We start from the raw sequence: 13,569 nt of genomic DNA on the forward strand, positions 1-13,569 counted from the left end.
CATTGGGTTTGCCATCGCTCAAGGTTTACTAGCAAAAGGCTACTCGATAATTATCACTTCCCGCTCATTTGATAACGCAAAACTTGCGGCCCAGAAACTTCAACCAAAGGTAAAAAATGCGGGTATGAATTTCCCGCTTGTGCGCTCTGACGGTGTACTCTCGGACATCGATTGTTTTACTGGGCATTGGCTAATAAAATGGCTCTACTTCTTAATAATAGAGAATTCAGAATTCAGGAGTCAGGAGTCAGAATTGAATTTTTTATTGTTCAGTTCTGTTTAAGTACTGATAACCAGATATACACAACGTCTATCGCCTGCCAAAATGTGTTCAATTCGTTCAATACTCACATCGTTACCTAAAACCGCTTGAAAGATTTCTAACTCTATCCGACAAAGCCCAGTGCAAGCAGTTGCCACCGCACAAATAGGGCAATGCTTTTCAGCGAGGAGAAAAGTGCCATCGGCTTGAGCCGTGACCTCTGCCATGTAGCCTTCCTCGGTTCGCCGCACTGCTAACGCTTCTAGTTGCTGTTGAAGCGGAGCATGCCGAGGCATGATCGCTCGATACGCTTGAATTTGTTCGCGAGTTCTGACTTCTAGTAGCCGATCAAATCCCTCTTCACCAAATGCCTCTTTCATTGAGTTAATCAGACACAGCGTTAACTCAGCGTAGCGATCAGGGAAGAAACGATCAGCAGCAAGCGTTAACTCCCATAACTTGGCAGGCCGTCCCATCGGACGTGCTTCTTTCTGGTACGTCACCAATCCTTCTTTTTGTAAAGCATAGATATGCTGCCGCACTGCCATTGCGGTGATGTTCAAGTGGGAGGCGAGCGTTTCCGCATCCGTTGCTCCTTCCTGTTTGAGATATTGGACGATCGCCCGTCGAGTCCGAACGCTAGTTGATTCTGCTTTCATACTTAACAAATTAAAGAAGAAGCTTTACAAAGTCAAGTTAAGCACTTATGATTCTTACTAAAGGTTTTTCTTTATAAAGTTGCAACTTCTCAAGTTGGTGCAGTAATGGCAAATATTGCGATCTTTGGAGCTAGTCGCGGCGTTGGCTTAGGCTTCAGTGTTGGGTTGCCAGATGCAGGCGATACGGTGTTTCTCATCTCCAGAACTCGCCCTCCTAGCCTTGATCGCGCCGATCAAGTGTCTAGAGTTTGGGTTCCGGCAGACTTGTCGCTTACTCAGACTGCTGCGGTCAAAGTGGCTGAGGCAATTGGCGATCGCGCGGTTGACTTTCTGTTCTACAACGCCGGGATTTGGGAGGAGAATGCGTTTGAGCCAACCTAATTCCTTTGAACAATCCACTCTAGAGGAGATGGAACAAATTATCCAAGTGAATCTGCTGGCTGCTATTCTCTGTACTCATCGGTTGTTGCCAAATCTCAAGCGTTCAAGCAATCCCCGTGTTGTCTATATGAGTTCGCTTTCGGGCTTAGATAACTCTGGCGCACCGGAAGTGGCGAATACCGCATCTAAATTTGGTCTGCGGGGTGTGGTTCATGCCCTGCGGGAATGTTTACGAGAGCATCGTATTCCAGTAACTTCGCTCAACCCAGGTAGTATTGCGGCGGAAATCGCCTATGAAGCTGGGGCAGAGGCAGCAATCCAAACCTACGACAGCAGGCAAATTCCAATGCAGGATTTGGTTCTCTTAGTGCGCTGTTTGCGCCAACTATCGCGCGTCTCCTGTGTGAAAGAGATTGATATTCCGGCGATGTCCGATCGCTATGCCTGAGCAATTGTGTCTCCACTCGGTTGATCTCCTGCACTGGCAACTTTCAACAAAATTGATTTAAGAGTCAAATCATGGTTCAACAAATTCAGCACCTCAATCCCCCTGGGTTCTTCGATCCATCTGATTACGGTTTCACCCATGTTGTAACGGTTCCCGCTAACACCACTCTTGTCTATATTGCAGGCCAATTGGGCATGGATGAGACGGGCAATCTGGTTGCGGCTGACTTTGCAGCTCAGTTGAAACAGGCATTTGCTAACCTTCGTGCAGCATTAGCAGCAGTTGGGGCAACCCCAGAAGACGTTGTGAAAATTACAGTGCTCTCAGTTGATCACGATGCCGAAAAACAGCAATTGATCTCAGCCGCACGGAATGAGGTGTGGTCGGGCGATCGCAAACCTACCAGTACTTTGATTCCTGTACCGAGATTAGCAGTCGAGGGGCTATTGTTTGAGATAGACGCCGTTGCTGCAATTCCCAATTCTTAATCCAGAGGAGCTTCTAATGTCGTTACCGATTGTCCTGCAACCCGGTGAAGGAAAGTCCGTTAAACTCGGCACCAGTACCTGCACATTCAAAGTGACTGGGGAGAACACAAATGGACACTTTGGCTTGTTTGAATTTGTTATGGAACCAGGAACGAAAGGAGCCAGTCCACACATCCACAAGCAATTGACCGAGATATTTTATGTGGTAGAGGGAGAAGTGGAGTTGCTGTTGGATCGGCAAACAATTATGGCTGCACCGGGCGCAATGATGCTCGTGCCAGAAAATACGCCGCATGGGTTCTCTAATCCTGGAACAGTGAGATCGACCCTACTGATCCTCTTTTGCCCTGCCGACTCACGGGAGCAGTACTTTGAGGGGTTAGCCCGGTTAACCGAAAACGGGCGGCAACCCAGCCAAACTGAGCTACTGCATCTGATGCAGCAATTTGATCAATATCCAGTTCCATAGAAGGAGCCAAGCAATGGTAACTTCAGGTCTCTTAGTTGTTGACTTTGTTCAGCAGGATGATGTGCTGAAGCTTTACCCGGAAGCGCCGTTACTCTCCAGTGACAAAGCAGGGTGGGACGGCATTCAACTGCAATATCATCGCCATCCACCGCATCAGTTGGCAGAAAATTATTCCAGGCAACATCGCATTATCATTCACGATCGCAGTCCATCGCCGCCAATGGTTGAAGAGATGATCGAGCATCGCTTTCAAAAGCGGCAATTTGGATATGGCGATGTGACGGTTGTGCCAGCTGATGTCCTCAATTCGGCTTATTGGAACACCGAGTACGAATTTATTACTCTCAGTTTTGAGGCGAGGGCGTTTGCACGTCATACCTTCGATCTGACGACTGCTACTGATGTCGAGCTTGTCCCCAGTTTCAGCAAACCTGACCTGCTGATTTCCAGTCTTGGTTTCGCGCTCAAGTCAGAGCTTGAGTCTAGCGGAGTTGGCAGTCGTCTCTATATTAATTCGTTAACAGCTGCTCTGATGACTCATTTATTGCGGCACTACTCAGCCCAAAGATCCATCTCTAGACCTCAGAGTGGTTTAGCCAAAAGACAATTGCAGCAGGTGATTGATTTCATTCATCAGCACCTTGAGCAGGACTTAGCGCTTGCCGAACTGGCAGCCATTGTGCAAATGAGTCCGAGTTATTTTTCAATGTTATTCAAATATTCAACCGGATTAGCACCACATCAGTATGTGATTCAGTGCAGAGTTAATCGCGCCAAGCAGTTACTGCGACAAAGTAATTTGACGATCGCAGAAGTTGCTTACAGTCTTGGCTTCACCCATCAAAGCCACCTCAGCCGCCACTTCAAACGATTGGTGGGCGTAAGTCCCAAAGCATTTCTCAAAAGCCAGTAAGAATGTGTCCAAAAACTCAAGAACGTGCAAGACGGCATTAAGACGGTTTTGTAGAGTTAGTTTATCAAGATTGTTCTTTATAAAGTGCAGCTACACCGCCTGAAGTTTGCTGGAACAATCGCATATTTAATCCAAACCAAGGTTTTTTTGACGGATACAACTTGTCTTTCAGGAGTTTCACAATGAAACGGCCCCAGTTCATTGTGGCAATAGCCATTTTCCTCATCACTCACGCAACGAATTTGCAAATTCCCCTATATGGTACTTATGCAAAGATGGCAGGTTTTGGTAGTGGCATTTCGGCGATCGCTTTCTCAACTTACATTGCAGGATTGTTACCGACGCTGGTTCTGCTGGGTGGAGCCTCTGACCGGATTGGACGCAAAACTGTCATCCTCACAAGTTTGCTATTGGCTTGTGTCGCAACATTTTTAATGATTGTTCAGCCGAATATCTACACGCTGTTCATCACACGAGTTCTACAAGGAATTGGTGTCGGTTTTATGACTGGAACAGGAACGGCATACCTATCAACGCTGATGCCACAAAATGCCACGAAGGTTGCTGCTTACGTCAGCTTAACCACTGCTTTGGGCTTTTCTAGTGGTGCGCTGTTTACGAATGCCGCTTTGTTTTATCGCTATTCACTGGTGCCGTTTAGCTATTGGGTCGTCTTTATTTTGCTTCTGGGCTGTATTGGTTTAACCATTAGTATTCCAAAACAGGCAACGACGTCAGCAGCGTTGATCCGGCTGCCAAGCTTCTCAATGGGCGCAGTTTGGGCGGGGTTAGCGATCGCATTGGCATGGTCTTTGGCAGGAATTGTCGGTGTAATTTTACCTACCCAGTTAGCAAGATATGGTCTACCGAACTGGGCAGGTTTGATGTTGTTCATCATTACGATCGCGGGGGTTATGTTTCAACCTTTTGCCCGTCGGCTAGAAGCACGCCGATCACTTCAGATCGGTGCTGTCCTGCTGGTAGCTGGCTATTTTAGCTTCATATATGGAGCGTGGCTCGGTCATTTAGGGTTGGTGCTGGCAGGAGTGGCGATCGCTGGAACGGCGTGCTACGGGTTCACCTACCTGGATGGATTGGCTGAAGTGGTACAGATGAGCGGCATTCAATCTGCTCCCTTCACCTCTGGCTATTTTGTCTGCGCTTATTTGGGGTACGGCATCCCTATAATTCTGATTGGCTTTCTGTCTGACAAATTTGGCGTGATGCACACGTTATTTGGCTTTGGTGCAGTCTTGCTGGTTTGCAATGCCCTACTCTTTGTCAGATATCAACGAATAGCAAAAAACCAGTAGAATGCTTAGTCATCTTTATTTCTAAGCTGCAATCTTACTCATACAACAGTTGATGTAATTGTTCTTTTGACTCTACAAACAGGTTTTAAGAGGATTAATCCATGAAACTTTTGCACCTTGATTCTAGCCCACGCGGCGAGCGCTCTATCTCACGCTCCTTAACCCAGCAATTTGTGACCCTGTGGAAACAAATGCATCCAGATGTTCCTGTCATCTATCGCGATTTAGGACGTTATCCAGTACCCGCGATCGATGAAGCCTGGATTACTGCTGCGTTTTGCCCCCCGGCTCAACTTACTCCAGCATTAGAATCTGCCTTGATGATTTCCGATGAATTGATTGCTGAACTGCTGGCGGCAAACCTCTATATCTTTGGCATTCCTATGTACAACTACAGTGTACCTGCCAGTTTCAAAGCCTACATCGATCAGATTGTGAGAGTCAGACGGACGTTTGTGGTGGGTGCTGATGGTTACGAAGGACTGTTGAACGATAAAAAAGCGCTGGTAATTACAACACGAGGCGGAAGTTATGCAGGCGAACCACTCGATTTTCAAGAGCCTTACTTGCGGGTAGTGTTTGACTTTATTGGTATAGCTGATAGCTGATGTCACGTTTATCCATGTCGAAAATCTGGCAATGGGGGCTGACGAACGGACAAGAGCGATCGTAACTGCTCATGAAGCCATCCAACAAGTTGTAGAAACTTGGCAACGATCAAGCAATGACTCGCTACGAATTTGCAGTAGCATTGAACGTAACACTTAAACAAATCAGCAAACAAATTGCTCAAGGAACTGGTTCACGAATATCTCGTGATGATTTAGAGACATTACAACGACTTCAAGAAGAGTTTTCTGGTGAACTAAGCACATTACAAGAACGTGTAAATGGATTGGCAGCCCGAACTGCTGAGTTGGAAGCTAACAAGTTCTCGACAACCACCGCATTGTCAGGAATAGTTGTGTTTGGAGTCACAGGGGGAGGCTATAGTGGCGATCGCATTGTTGATGTCACAGGCAGAGAAATTGCGACAAAAGATCCAAATCCTACATTCCTTGACCGAGCTACCCTAGACTTGACTACAAGTTTTAATGGAACAGATGCACTAGAACTCTGGCTAGAAATTGGCAGCAATGGGGCAAACGACAATGCAGCAGGATTATTAGAACCCAGTTTTGGCAGCGTTTTAGACTATTCAGCAAACCGCCTGTTGAAGAGTTTGGCGTGTCCCGTCTGAATTATACCTTTTCTCCATCCGAGGATTTGACGCTTTCCCTGGGCCCAGTCATCAGTCTGACTGACTATGTAGACATCAACCGTTATGCAAATGTCAGTTTTTTAAACTTCTCTACGCAAGTATTGGTAAACAACTATATTCTTTTTCCAGTTCAAGGGCTAAAAGCCGATGCTGCTATCAGGTAGAATCCGAATGAAGGCGCATTTACGGCACGAACTGCTTATGTGGCAGCATCTGCCAGGCGATCGAGAATAGAGAGTTCTTCTCCAATTCCTGGTATTTTCCCACTGGGATACATTCTTTATCCCAACAGACAAGGAGAGGGAGGGCTGTTTGGCGAGGAATCATTGAGTTAAAATACGCTCCTTGTAGAACGTTTGCGCTACGCTTGCAATATGCCGGCGGTAGTATTTTAGGAGGGGAGTTTGATGTCTTTGGAGCCAACTTGGAATTGACGCTTTCAGACCGTATTGCTGTCTTTGGACGCTATGGTTACGGTAGCTACGCCAATACTGCCTTTGGTGATTTAAAGCCTAGCTATTGGATGGCGGGTGTCGCTTTTGTGGGTCTATTCATTGAAAATGCTCTGGCAGGCATAGCTGTAGGACAACCGTTCATTGCAAGTGAAATAGGAGATTCGACGCAAACGAATTTCGAGGCTTTCTACAATTTTCCAATTAATGGTAATATCGGTGTCACGCCTGTGTTTCAAATGATTACAAATCCAGCTAATCAAGGCGTCAATGCCACAATCCTTACAGGTACACTCCGCACCGTCTTCTCCTTCTAACAAACCTCTATTTAGCGAAGAAACTTGTTTGTACGTAGCGCGATTATTACCAATTAGCAATTGTTTAAACAACTCTCTTATATCCATTCCGGTGGCTTTTAACCTGGGTGTAGGCAAGGGCGCTGGCAACGAGAGCAGGATCAAGAAATTCTAAGTTTCGGTTCTGGTACTTTTTAGCGGTCGCCACCACCAGCCGTAGGTTAGCAGTCACCATTTTTTGCTTTGCTCGTTCCCCTTGATGAAGAATTGACTCCACTTCAGCTTCGCTTTGCCCAAGCGAGGTAGCTAATTCTCTTGCAGTTGGTTCTCGATTTAGTTGAAGTGCGAGATTTGAGCGCTGTTCTTCAATCGCCATCATCTGCTGCACAAGCCTAGCATTTGTAATTTCTTGCTCAGGAGTTAGCAGAGGGTAGCGTCCGATTTCTTTGGTTTTATTTCAAGAATTAGCTAATAAATCAAATCTTAGTCATAGACTTAAACCAATATTCATATCCCAGATGAATCGCTACTTTCTAGGCACTGCCGCGTCTGGTGCATGGCTATGGAAAGATGCTTACGAAGCTGTGGAAGTGGCGCAAATGTTATATCTGCGCCAAAAAGGTTACAAGCTCTTATTAGAGTCGCCGCTAACAGTATTATTGGAATTAAAGAAGTTAGTAGCCCTCTGCCCAACCCAAACACGGCGCAGTGAAGAGTCAGTACAACTTCAGCAATTCTCGACACCGTTACCATTGGCTTATCTGGTAGCCAAAGCAGCATTTATAAAGGCTGATGATTTGATTCTGGAGCCAAGTGCCGGAACTGGTTTGTTAGCACAAATAGCTAAACTGCACAGTGCAAATCTGATGCTCAACGAGCTTGCACCCGATAGATCGAAGATTCTGCGGCGATTATTCCCTGGTACACCATTATTCTCAGTAAACGCGGAACAGATTAACGATTATCTGGCTGGTAAAACTCAGCCCTCAGTTGTGCTGATGAATCCACCTTTCTGTGCATCTCCCAAAATCAACAGTCGCAATCCCGACGCAACAAAGAGGCATATCAACTCGGCACTGCAAAGAGTGGCTGACGGTGGACGGCTGGTAACAATCACAGCCAACTGGTTTTCTCCGGCTAACCCAAGCTGGCGAGAGACTTTCCTTAAGTGGCAGGATTTTGCGCGAGTTCTACTATCTGTTGGGGTTAACGGCAAGGTGTACTCAAAACATGGTACACAAATCGACACCAGAATCACAGTAATTGACAAGGTTCCGGCTGATAATCACAGGCAAATCCCCTGTATTTCCGAAACCTTGGACTTGCCCGAACTGCTGGCGTTGATTAAGCAATTATCACAGCGATCTCCGTGGGAACGCTCAGATGTCAAAGCTGCTACGGCAATTTCATTCCATCCATTCAGACGTTGATGGAGAAGAAAGATCCGAGCCAGTCTTTGACGCTGATGGCTCTCCGGTTATCTCCCAAGAAGTTGTAGCCTTGAGAGATGCCTTAGTCGATAAGTTAGCATGTCTTGATCCAATCCCTGGTGCATTAGAACAATTGCTGTGGCACTTTGGTAACAAGCAAGTGGCTGAAGTTACAGGTCGTAGCAAACGGGTGTTAAAAGATGAATCTGGACGTTTGTTCGTTGATTCACGGGGTAGTGGGGCGAATATTGCTGAGACTGCTGCGTTTATGCAGGGAGACAAACAAATCCTCATCTTCAGTGACGCTGGTGGCACAGGCAGAAGTTATCATGCTGATCTAAATGCTGTGAATCGGCGGCGGCGATCGCACTATCTTTTAGAAGCCGGCTAGAGAGCAGACAACGCAATCCAAGGGCTTGGGCGATCACATCGCACAAACCAAGCATCAGCACCCGTGTTCAGACCAGTCACGACGAACGTGCGCGGTTAACGCCGATTCATCAGAACTATTGCTCGACGGGGGATGAAAATTGACTTGCCCCCATTGCGGCAATTCCTCAACCGACTACTGGCTCTACGAATTGATATGCAAAACATCATTTTCGAGAGGTTTGAACTACTCTTGAGTCAGCAAATTGAAGCAGCGATCACCGCAGGAATCTATGAGGTGGGCGTGGAAACACTTCGAGCAGAACGGTTTATTATTATTGAGAGCCAAAAAACCGTGTACACTCATGCTCAAACTGGTAGCGTCACCAATTACTTGAAAGTGGAACGCACCCAGAAGAACAATATCAGAACTGCTGAAGAGATGTTGGAGTTTGCCACTCAATATCAAGGAAGGCTCATGATCAACTTAAAGTCTGGCAATGCTGCTGTGTCAATTCCAACTCACAGTCTATTCGACTCTGAGGGTGGAGTTGTCCCAAGAGTTTTGCTGATTCGCCCACAGAAAGAAACTCGCGTACCAATCCAAGACTTGGAATCTTCCACATGGGGGCAAGTTTCTATTGATGCGTTTACTGCTGCTTGGTCGAAGGAACTAGACGAATTACCCAAGTTCACAACCGATTACCTGCATTTGGTAACAGGTATTCTCCTACCCATCTGGAAAATCCTGCCACAGCACAGTAGTCGAGTCTTCCGACTACAAACCAACGATGGGCAGAAAATTCTTGGTCGGGTGGTGAATGCTCACGACATTCAAACCCTGCGCGAACAACTCGGACTAAGAAATCAGGTGCTTTCTCCAGAAGAACTTGTTTCGCTGGTACTAAACGAGAAATATACACAGCAGTTGCCGGGTGGTGTAACCTTACGGCGTTCTTACATTGCCGCAGAACCTTGCATAGAACTGGTTAATGCTATTTCACTGGCAGAGCGACTCTTAGCTGTTGGATGTTTCACCGAGATTATCAACTGGCAAAAGCGCGTATTCATTCCAGTTTCAGACAAAGCACCAACTATTCTAGCGGCTGTGATTGAAATCTTGGGATAAGTCAAAAGCTGATGTATCTAATAAATACATCAGCTTATTTTTCGCTCAAGCAAGAGTGTCAATCCAATTCGCAATTGTGAATTCGCTTGTTCGCCCATTAAATCAGTGTTAGCTCTGTACCCACCACTGTCTTTTTGACCACCAACCTACGGTATGGTGTTGGCTCTGTACCCACTTTTAGGCAATTAATCAATTAATCCGCTTTTTCGCCCTTTTGAATTGCGAATTGTTTGGTCACGTTATTTTAGGCAGTCTTAGGGTTTGTTGTGTTTAGGTTACAAAATTAAGAATTCGACCAGGAACGTAAACAGCACGATGAACTTCCTGATTGTTTAAATGCCTTTGAATTGCTTGTGTGTGTCTTGCGGCTGCAATTGCCTCCTCTTGGGAAGCATTCGGTGAAAGGTTAATAGTAGTACGAGTACGTCCATTAACCTGCACTGTGACTGTTACCTGTTCAGTAATCAACAATTGTGCGTCGAACTGGGGAAATTTCTGCTGATGAATTGAGCCAGATTCCCCCAATTGCTGCCAGAGTTCTTCCGTCACGTGGGGTGCAAAAGGAGCCAACATCAATAGATACGACTTCAATTCCACCTCAGCAATACTCAACTTTGCTTGCAACATCTTGAAATAACTCATCAATGCAGCGATCACTGTATTGTATTTCAGTGATTGAATATCCTCGGAAACCTTATGGATTGTTTGATGTAAACGCTGCTGCGAAGCCAAATCTGGCGGATGGGGCTGAAGATGATTTTGGTGTTTGAGTACCCATTGATACACTCGCTCCAAGAATCGTCGCATGCCAGCAATGCCGCGATCAGAAAAATCGCCACCCTGGTCGTATGGACCTAAAAACATCAAGTAGGTTCGCAATGTATCTGCACCATATTCCTCGATGTAGCGATCAGGATTCACCACATTACCCTTCGATTTGCTTATTTTGGCACCCTGTTTAGTCAGCAATCCGTGGGCGCGGAATCGTCGAAAAGGTTCCTCAAAGGGGATATACCCCAAATCGTGTAACACCATTGTGATGAATCGACTGTACAACAAATGGAGTACAGAATGTTCCGCGCCACCAATATACATATCCACAGGCAACCATTTAGCTGTAATTGCTGGATCAAATGGAACATCAGAGCGATCGCTTGAGGGATAGCGTAAAAAATACCACGCAGAATCCAAAAAGTTATCAGACACATCCGTTTCTCGCCGTGCTGCACTACCACAGCAAGGACAGGTTGTATTGACAAATTCTGGAATGTCCGCCAAAGGAGAATTTCCTGTTCCTTGAGGCAACCAATTCTCAGTTTCTGGTAATTGCACTGGCAACTGTTCCTCTGGAACTGGGACTGTACCGCAGACTTCACAGTAAATAATCGGAATCGGCGGTCCCCAATAGCGTTGCCGAGAGATTAACCAATCTCGCAGGTGATACTGTACGGTGTCATCTGTTTCGGAGTAACCGATCCAGTTTCGTTGAGCCGTTTTGACTTTTTCTGACCAATCCAATTGCTCCAAATTGTCTAACAACCGTTGAGCATACTGGGTAATTTTGAAGAACCACTGCTCTAATTCACGCCCAATGGTGAGTGTATTACACCGTTCACACTCACCTCCAATCACCTGCTCATCAGCAAGAACTGTTTTGCAAGAAGGACACCAGTTTACTGTCGCTTTTTTGCGAACAGCTAACCCAACTTTGAACAACTGCAAGAAAATCCACTGTGTCCACTTATAGTACGAGATATCTGTGGTTTGAATTTCATGATTCCAGCAGAAACGATTGCCAATTCTTTTCAACTGCGTTTCTCGGAATCGTTGAATATTACGTGCCGTGAGTTTGCCTGGATGAACGCCTTGCTTAATTGCAAAATTTTCGCTATGGATGCCAAAGGCATCAAAGCCCATTGGCTGTAATACTGCTCTGCCTTGCATCGCCATGAAACGACCGTAGATATCGGCTCCAGTAAAGGCATAGACATTCCCAACGTGCAAACCCTCTGCTGAGGGATAGGGGAACATCATCAAATTGTAAAAGGGATGAGCAGTCGTAGCTAAATCGACCTCATACAGTTGGGTTTGCTGCCATACAGATTGCCATCGGGCTTCTACCGTGCGGTGGTCGTAAGTAAAACAAGGTGGAATAGGATTGGCCGGATCGAACTGACCCGGCCTTACAGGTCCCAGTCGTGCATGATTAAATCCTCAATACCTGCTTGTAATATAAGTGTAACATCATGAGTATAGTTTTTCCAAACGTAAGAAATTAAGCTCTCAATTGTCCTAGTTTGTAAACCTATGGCTTTATCGCTAGGAAAACAAATGTCCGGTTATACGGGATTTCATCGCTGCATCTATGAAGAGCGTCGAAAGTTGCGATGCGATCGTTTTTAAGACCAGTTCCTTGATGCGATGGCTCAAGCGCCCGCTTTCTATTGCGATTGCTGCTCCGTCTGCATGATGAATCAGAGGATATGCGAAAAGTGTCGGACTAATCCCCCTGAGCGGCGTATTATGTGGAAAGTGTCGGACTAAGATCCGAATTTGGGGTGTTATACAGAATTATTCGGCCTATTTACCCAATACGGGATGTTATACGGAAACTTTCCCCTATTAATCGTTAGGCTGCTTCAGCTTACTGCTGAGACAGTACTTGGAGGCTCCGCAGGTGAGGTGATTGATCTCTAACTGCTCACGTATCATCACGATTTGACTCCCATTCCGTCGTTTTCTGTGCCAAGCTGAGAAATGCTCTTATTACTGGAGAGGAATCATCCTGCCGCCAAGCAAGATAAAGTCCGGTCTTAGGTGTCTGCTCTTGTAAAGGTCTGTAAGTGACTCCGCTTCTGTGGAAATTTTGCAAGGAGGCGGGAACCAAAGCGATGCCCACTTCTGCTGCAACCAAGCCGATGATAGTTTGCATCTGAACTGCCTCCTGAGCGACTTTCCGACGAAATTTAGCTTGTTGACAAATGTTAATAATCTGCTCGTAAAAGATGGGTCCCATTTTGGCAGGAAATAGGATAAATAATTCATCTGCCAAAGCACAGAGAGACACTTTGACCTGGGCAGAGAGCGGATGGGTTTGTGGCAACGCCAGTACCAATGATTCTTGCAAAACGCATTCCGTACTTAGCCCTGACTCAATGATGGCAGAACGAACAATGCCGATATCAACCTGTTTATGATGCAGGGCTTGAATTTGCTCTTGCGTCGTCAGTTCATGCAATCGCAGTTCTACAGCAGGAAACTGTTCTCGAAAGACACTTAAAATATCTGGCAGTACGGTATACATTGCAGATCCAACAAACCCGATCGCCAACCGTCCGACCTCACCCCGCCCAGCGCACAACAAATCGGCGGCAATATCACTAACTATAGCCCACAGCAAAAGCAGACTCTCGCAGAAGCCGCAGCAGAAATTCAGCAGCTTCTCAACCAATTAGGACAGAGTTATCCTACTAGCACTCCATTAGAAAAACAGATAACAGTGACAGAAGCACTCAATCAAATCAATGGTAATTCTACTTTGAAAGCACGGGTACTTGGGGCGCTGAAAGCTGGCGAGACAGAGGCACCCCAAAGCAAATGACATTCATCTACCATGAACACAACTAGGTCTTTTGACTCTATTTCAGCCCGTCGCGTCTCCAACAACTCACAAATCTCTTTTTTTTTGAGTCCACTAAT

At 46.1% G+C, this 13,569-nt stretch carries 15 protein-coding genes and 4 pseudogenes; 14 read left to right on the forward strand and 5 right to left on the reverse strand.

Annotation, left to right across the window (positions count from 1 at the left end; genetic code table 11):
* Positions 1-283 (forward strand): annotated as a pseudogene (locus H6G97_RS51930) (hypothetical protein); the annotation flags it as partial.
* Here the strand turns inward: H6G97_RS51930 and H6G97_RS35035 are convergent.
* Positions 280-921: a helix-turn-helix transcriptional regulator gene (locus tag H6G97_RS35035; RefSeq protein ID WP_190945036.1), complete on the reverse strand. Its 642-nt coding sequence runs from the start codon at positions 919-921 to the stop codon at positions 280-282. The pseudogene H6G97_RS51930 and the gene H6G97_RS35035 sit on opposite strands and share 4 nt — an antisense overlap.
* A 105-nt stretch (positions 922-1,026) precedes the next feature.
* Here H6G97_RS35035 and H6G97_RS35040 point away from each other — a divergent pair, with 105 nt between their 5' ends.
* The 10 genes and pseudogenes from H6G97_RS35040 (at position 1,027) to H6G97_RS53390 (ending at position 6,963) form a co-directional block, all read left to right on the forward strand.
* Positions 1,027-1,302 carry an SDR family oxidoreductase gene (locus H6G97_RS35040; RefSeq protein ID WP_190945038.1) on the forward strand — a complete coding sequence of 92 codons (276 nt, stop codon included), beginning with the start codon at positions 1,027-1,029 and terminating at the stop codon, positions 1,300-1,302.
* A complete protein-coding gene (locus H6G97_RS35045; RefSeq protein WP_190945040.1) occupies positions 1,289-1,750 on the forward strand; it encodes an SDR family NAD(P)-dependent oxidoreductase in 462 nt (153 codons plus the stop codon). Before H6G97_RS35040 ends, H6G97_RS35045 begins: the two co-directional genes overlap by 14 nt.
* Positions 1,751-1,821: 71 nt before the next feature.
* A complete protein-coding gene (locus H6G97_RS35050) occupies positions 1,822-2,238 on the forward strand; it encodes a RidA family protein (protein ID WP_190945042.1) in 417 nt (138 codons plus the stop codon).
* A 91-nt stretch (positions 2,239-2,329) separates the two neighbouring features.
* Positions 2,330-2,707 carry a cupin domain-containing protein gene (locus H6G97_RS35055; RefSeq protein ID WP_199349870.1) on the forward strand — a complete coding sequence of 126 codons (378 nt, stop codon included), beginning with the start codon at positions 2,330-2,332 and terminating at the stop codon, positions 2,705-2,707.
* Between the two features lie 13 nt (positions 2,708-2,720).
* Entirely contained in the window at positions 2,721-3,620 is a 900-nt protein-coding gene (locus H6G97_RS35060) for a helix-turn-helix domain-containing protein (protein ID WP_190945044.1), read from the forward strand.
* 182 nt (positions 3,621-3,802) lie between these two features.
* Positions 3,803-4,933: an MFS transporter gene (locus H6G97_RS35065; RefSeq protein WP_190945046.1), complete on the forward strand. Its 1,131-nt coding sequence runs from the start codon at positions 3,803-3,805 to the stop codon at positions 4,931-4,933.
* Positions 4,934-5,034: 101 nt separating this feature from the next.
* Positions 5,035-5,701, forward strand: a pseudogene (locus H6G97_RS35070) (FMN-dependent NADH-azoreductase).
* Complete coding sequence (locus H6G97_RS53380; RefSeq protein ID WP_242055672.1) at positions 5,685-6,173, forward strand: carbohydrate porin; 489 nt, start codon at positions 5,685-5,687, stop codon at positions 6,171-6,173. Before H6G97_RS35070 ends, H6G97_RS53380 begins: the two are co-directional and overlap by 17 nt.
* Positions 6,161-6,358 (forward strand): hypothetical protein, encoded by a 198-nt coding sequence (locus H6G97_RS53385; RefSeq protein ID WP_242055675.1) that lies wholly within the window; start codon positions 6,161-6,163, stop codon positions 6,356-6,358. Before H6G97_RS53380 ends, H6G97_RS53385 begins: the two co-directional genes overlap by 13 nt.
* A 203-nt stretch (positions 6,359-6,561) precedes the next feature.
* Positions 6,562-6,963 carry a carbohydrate porin gene (locus H6G97_RS53390; protein ID WP_242055677.1) on the forward strand — a complete coding sequence of 134 codons (402 nt, stop codon included), beginning with the start codon at positions 6,562-6,564 and terminating at the stop codon, positions 6,961-6,963.
* A gap of 139 nt (positions 6,964-7,102) precedes the next feature.
* On the opposite strand, the pseudogene H6G97_RS35080 reads toward H6G97_RS53390, so the two are convergent.
* Positions 7,103-7,384 (reverse strand): annotated as a pseudogene (locus tag H6G97_RS35080) (sigma-70 factor domain-containing protein); the annotation flags it as partial.
* Positions 7,385-7,460: 76 nt separating this feature from the next.
* On the opposite strand from H6G97_RS35080, the gene H6G97_RS53395 reads away from it, so the two are divergent.
* The 3 genes and pseudogenes from H6G97_RS53395 to H6G97_RS53405 all read left to right on the forward strand — a co-directional run bounded on the left by H6G97_RS53395 (position 7,461) and on the right by H6G97_RS53405 (position 9,870).
* A complete protein-coding gene (locus H6G97_RS53395) occupies positions 7,461-8,372 on the forward strand; it encodes a hypothetical protein (RefSeq protein ID WP_242055678.1) in 912 nt (303 codons plus the stop codon).
* Positions 8,326-8,862, forward strand: a pseudogene (locus H6G97_RS53400) (strawberry notch C-terminal domain-containing protein). The gene H6G97_RS53395 and the pseudogene H6G97_RS53400 overlap by 47 nt, the downstream one beginning before the upstream one ends.
* A 33-nt stretch (positions 8,863-8,895) precedes the next feature.
* Positions 8,896-9,870, forward strand: a complete 975-nt coding sequence (locus H6G97_RS53405; protein WP_242055680.1) for a strawberry notch C-terminal domain-containing protein — start codon at positions 8,896-8,898, stop codon at positions 9,868-9,870.
* 270 nt (positions 9,871-10,140) lie between these two features.
* Here the strand turns inward: H6G97_RS53405 and H6G97_RS35090 are convergent, their stop codons facing one another.
* From H6G97_RS35090 to H6G97_RS51935, 3 genes are all read right to left on the reverse strand, one after another.
* Complete coding sequence (locus H6G97_RS35090; protein WP_277883381.1) at positions 10,141-12,066, reverse strand: class I tRNA ligase family protein; 1,926 nt, start codon at positions 12,064-12,066, stop codon at positions 10,141-10,143.
* 505 nt (positions 12,067-12,571) lie between these two features.
* The gene (locus H6G97_RS35095; RefSeq protein ID WP_242055687.1) at positions 12,572-13,270 is read right to left on the reverse strand and encodes a LysR family substrate-binding domain-containing protein; all 699 of its coding nucleotides are present in this window, start codon (positions 13,268-13,270) and stop codon (positions 12,572-12,574) included.
* Positions 13,271-13,386: 116 nt separating this feature from the next.
* A partial coding sequence (locus H6G97_RS51935) for a hypothetical protein (protein ID WP_206759141.1) occupies positions 13,387-13,569 on the reverse strand: 183 nt, incomplete at its 5' end.

This window comes from Nostoc flagelliforme FACHB-838 (genome assembly GCF_014698065.1).
GTDB lineage: Bacteria > Cyanobacteriota > Cyanobacteriia > Cyanobacteriales > Nostocaceae > Nostoc > Nostoc flagelliforme_B.

What these genes read in the sequence shown, in the direction of transcription:
- H6G97_RS53405 (WP_242055680.1), top strand. Translation starts at nt 8,896, where the DNA reads ATGAAAATTGACTTGCCCCCATTGCGGCAATTCCTCAACCGACTACTG.
- H6G97_RS35065 (WP_190945046.1), top strand. Translation starts at nt 3,803, where the DNA reads ATGAAACGGCCCCAGTTCATTGTGGCAATAGCCATTTTCCTCATCACT.
- H6G97_RS35040 (WP_190945038.1), top strand. Translation starts at nt 1,027, where the DNA reads ATGGCAAATATTGCGATCTTTGGAGCTAGTCGCGGCGTTGGCTTAGGC.
- H6G97_RS35060 (WP_190945044.1), top strand. Translation starts at nt 2,721, where the DNA reads ATGGTAACTTCAGGTCTCTTAGTTGTTGACTTTGTTCAGCAGGATGAT.
- H6G97_RS35050 (WP_190945042.1), top strand. Translation starts at nt 1,822, where the DNA reads ATGGTTCAACAAATTCAGCACCTCAATCCCCCTGGGTTCTTCGATCCA.
- H6G97_RS53395 (WP_242055678.1), top strand. Translation starts at nt 7,461, where the DNA reads ATGAATCGCTACTTTCTAGGCACTGCCGCGTCTGGTGCATGGCTATGG.
- H6G97_RS35035 (WP_190945036.1), bottom strand. Translation starts at nt 921, where the DNA reads ATGAAAGCAGAATCAACTAGCGTTCGGACTCGACGGGCGATCGTCCAA.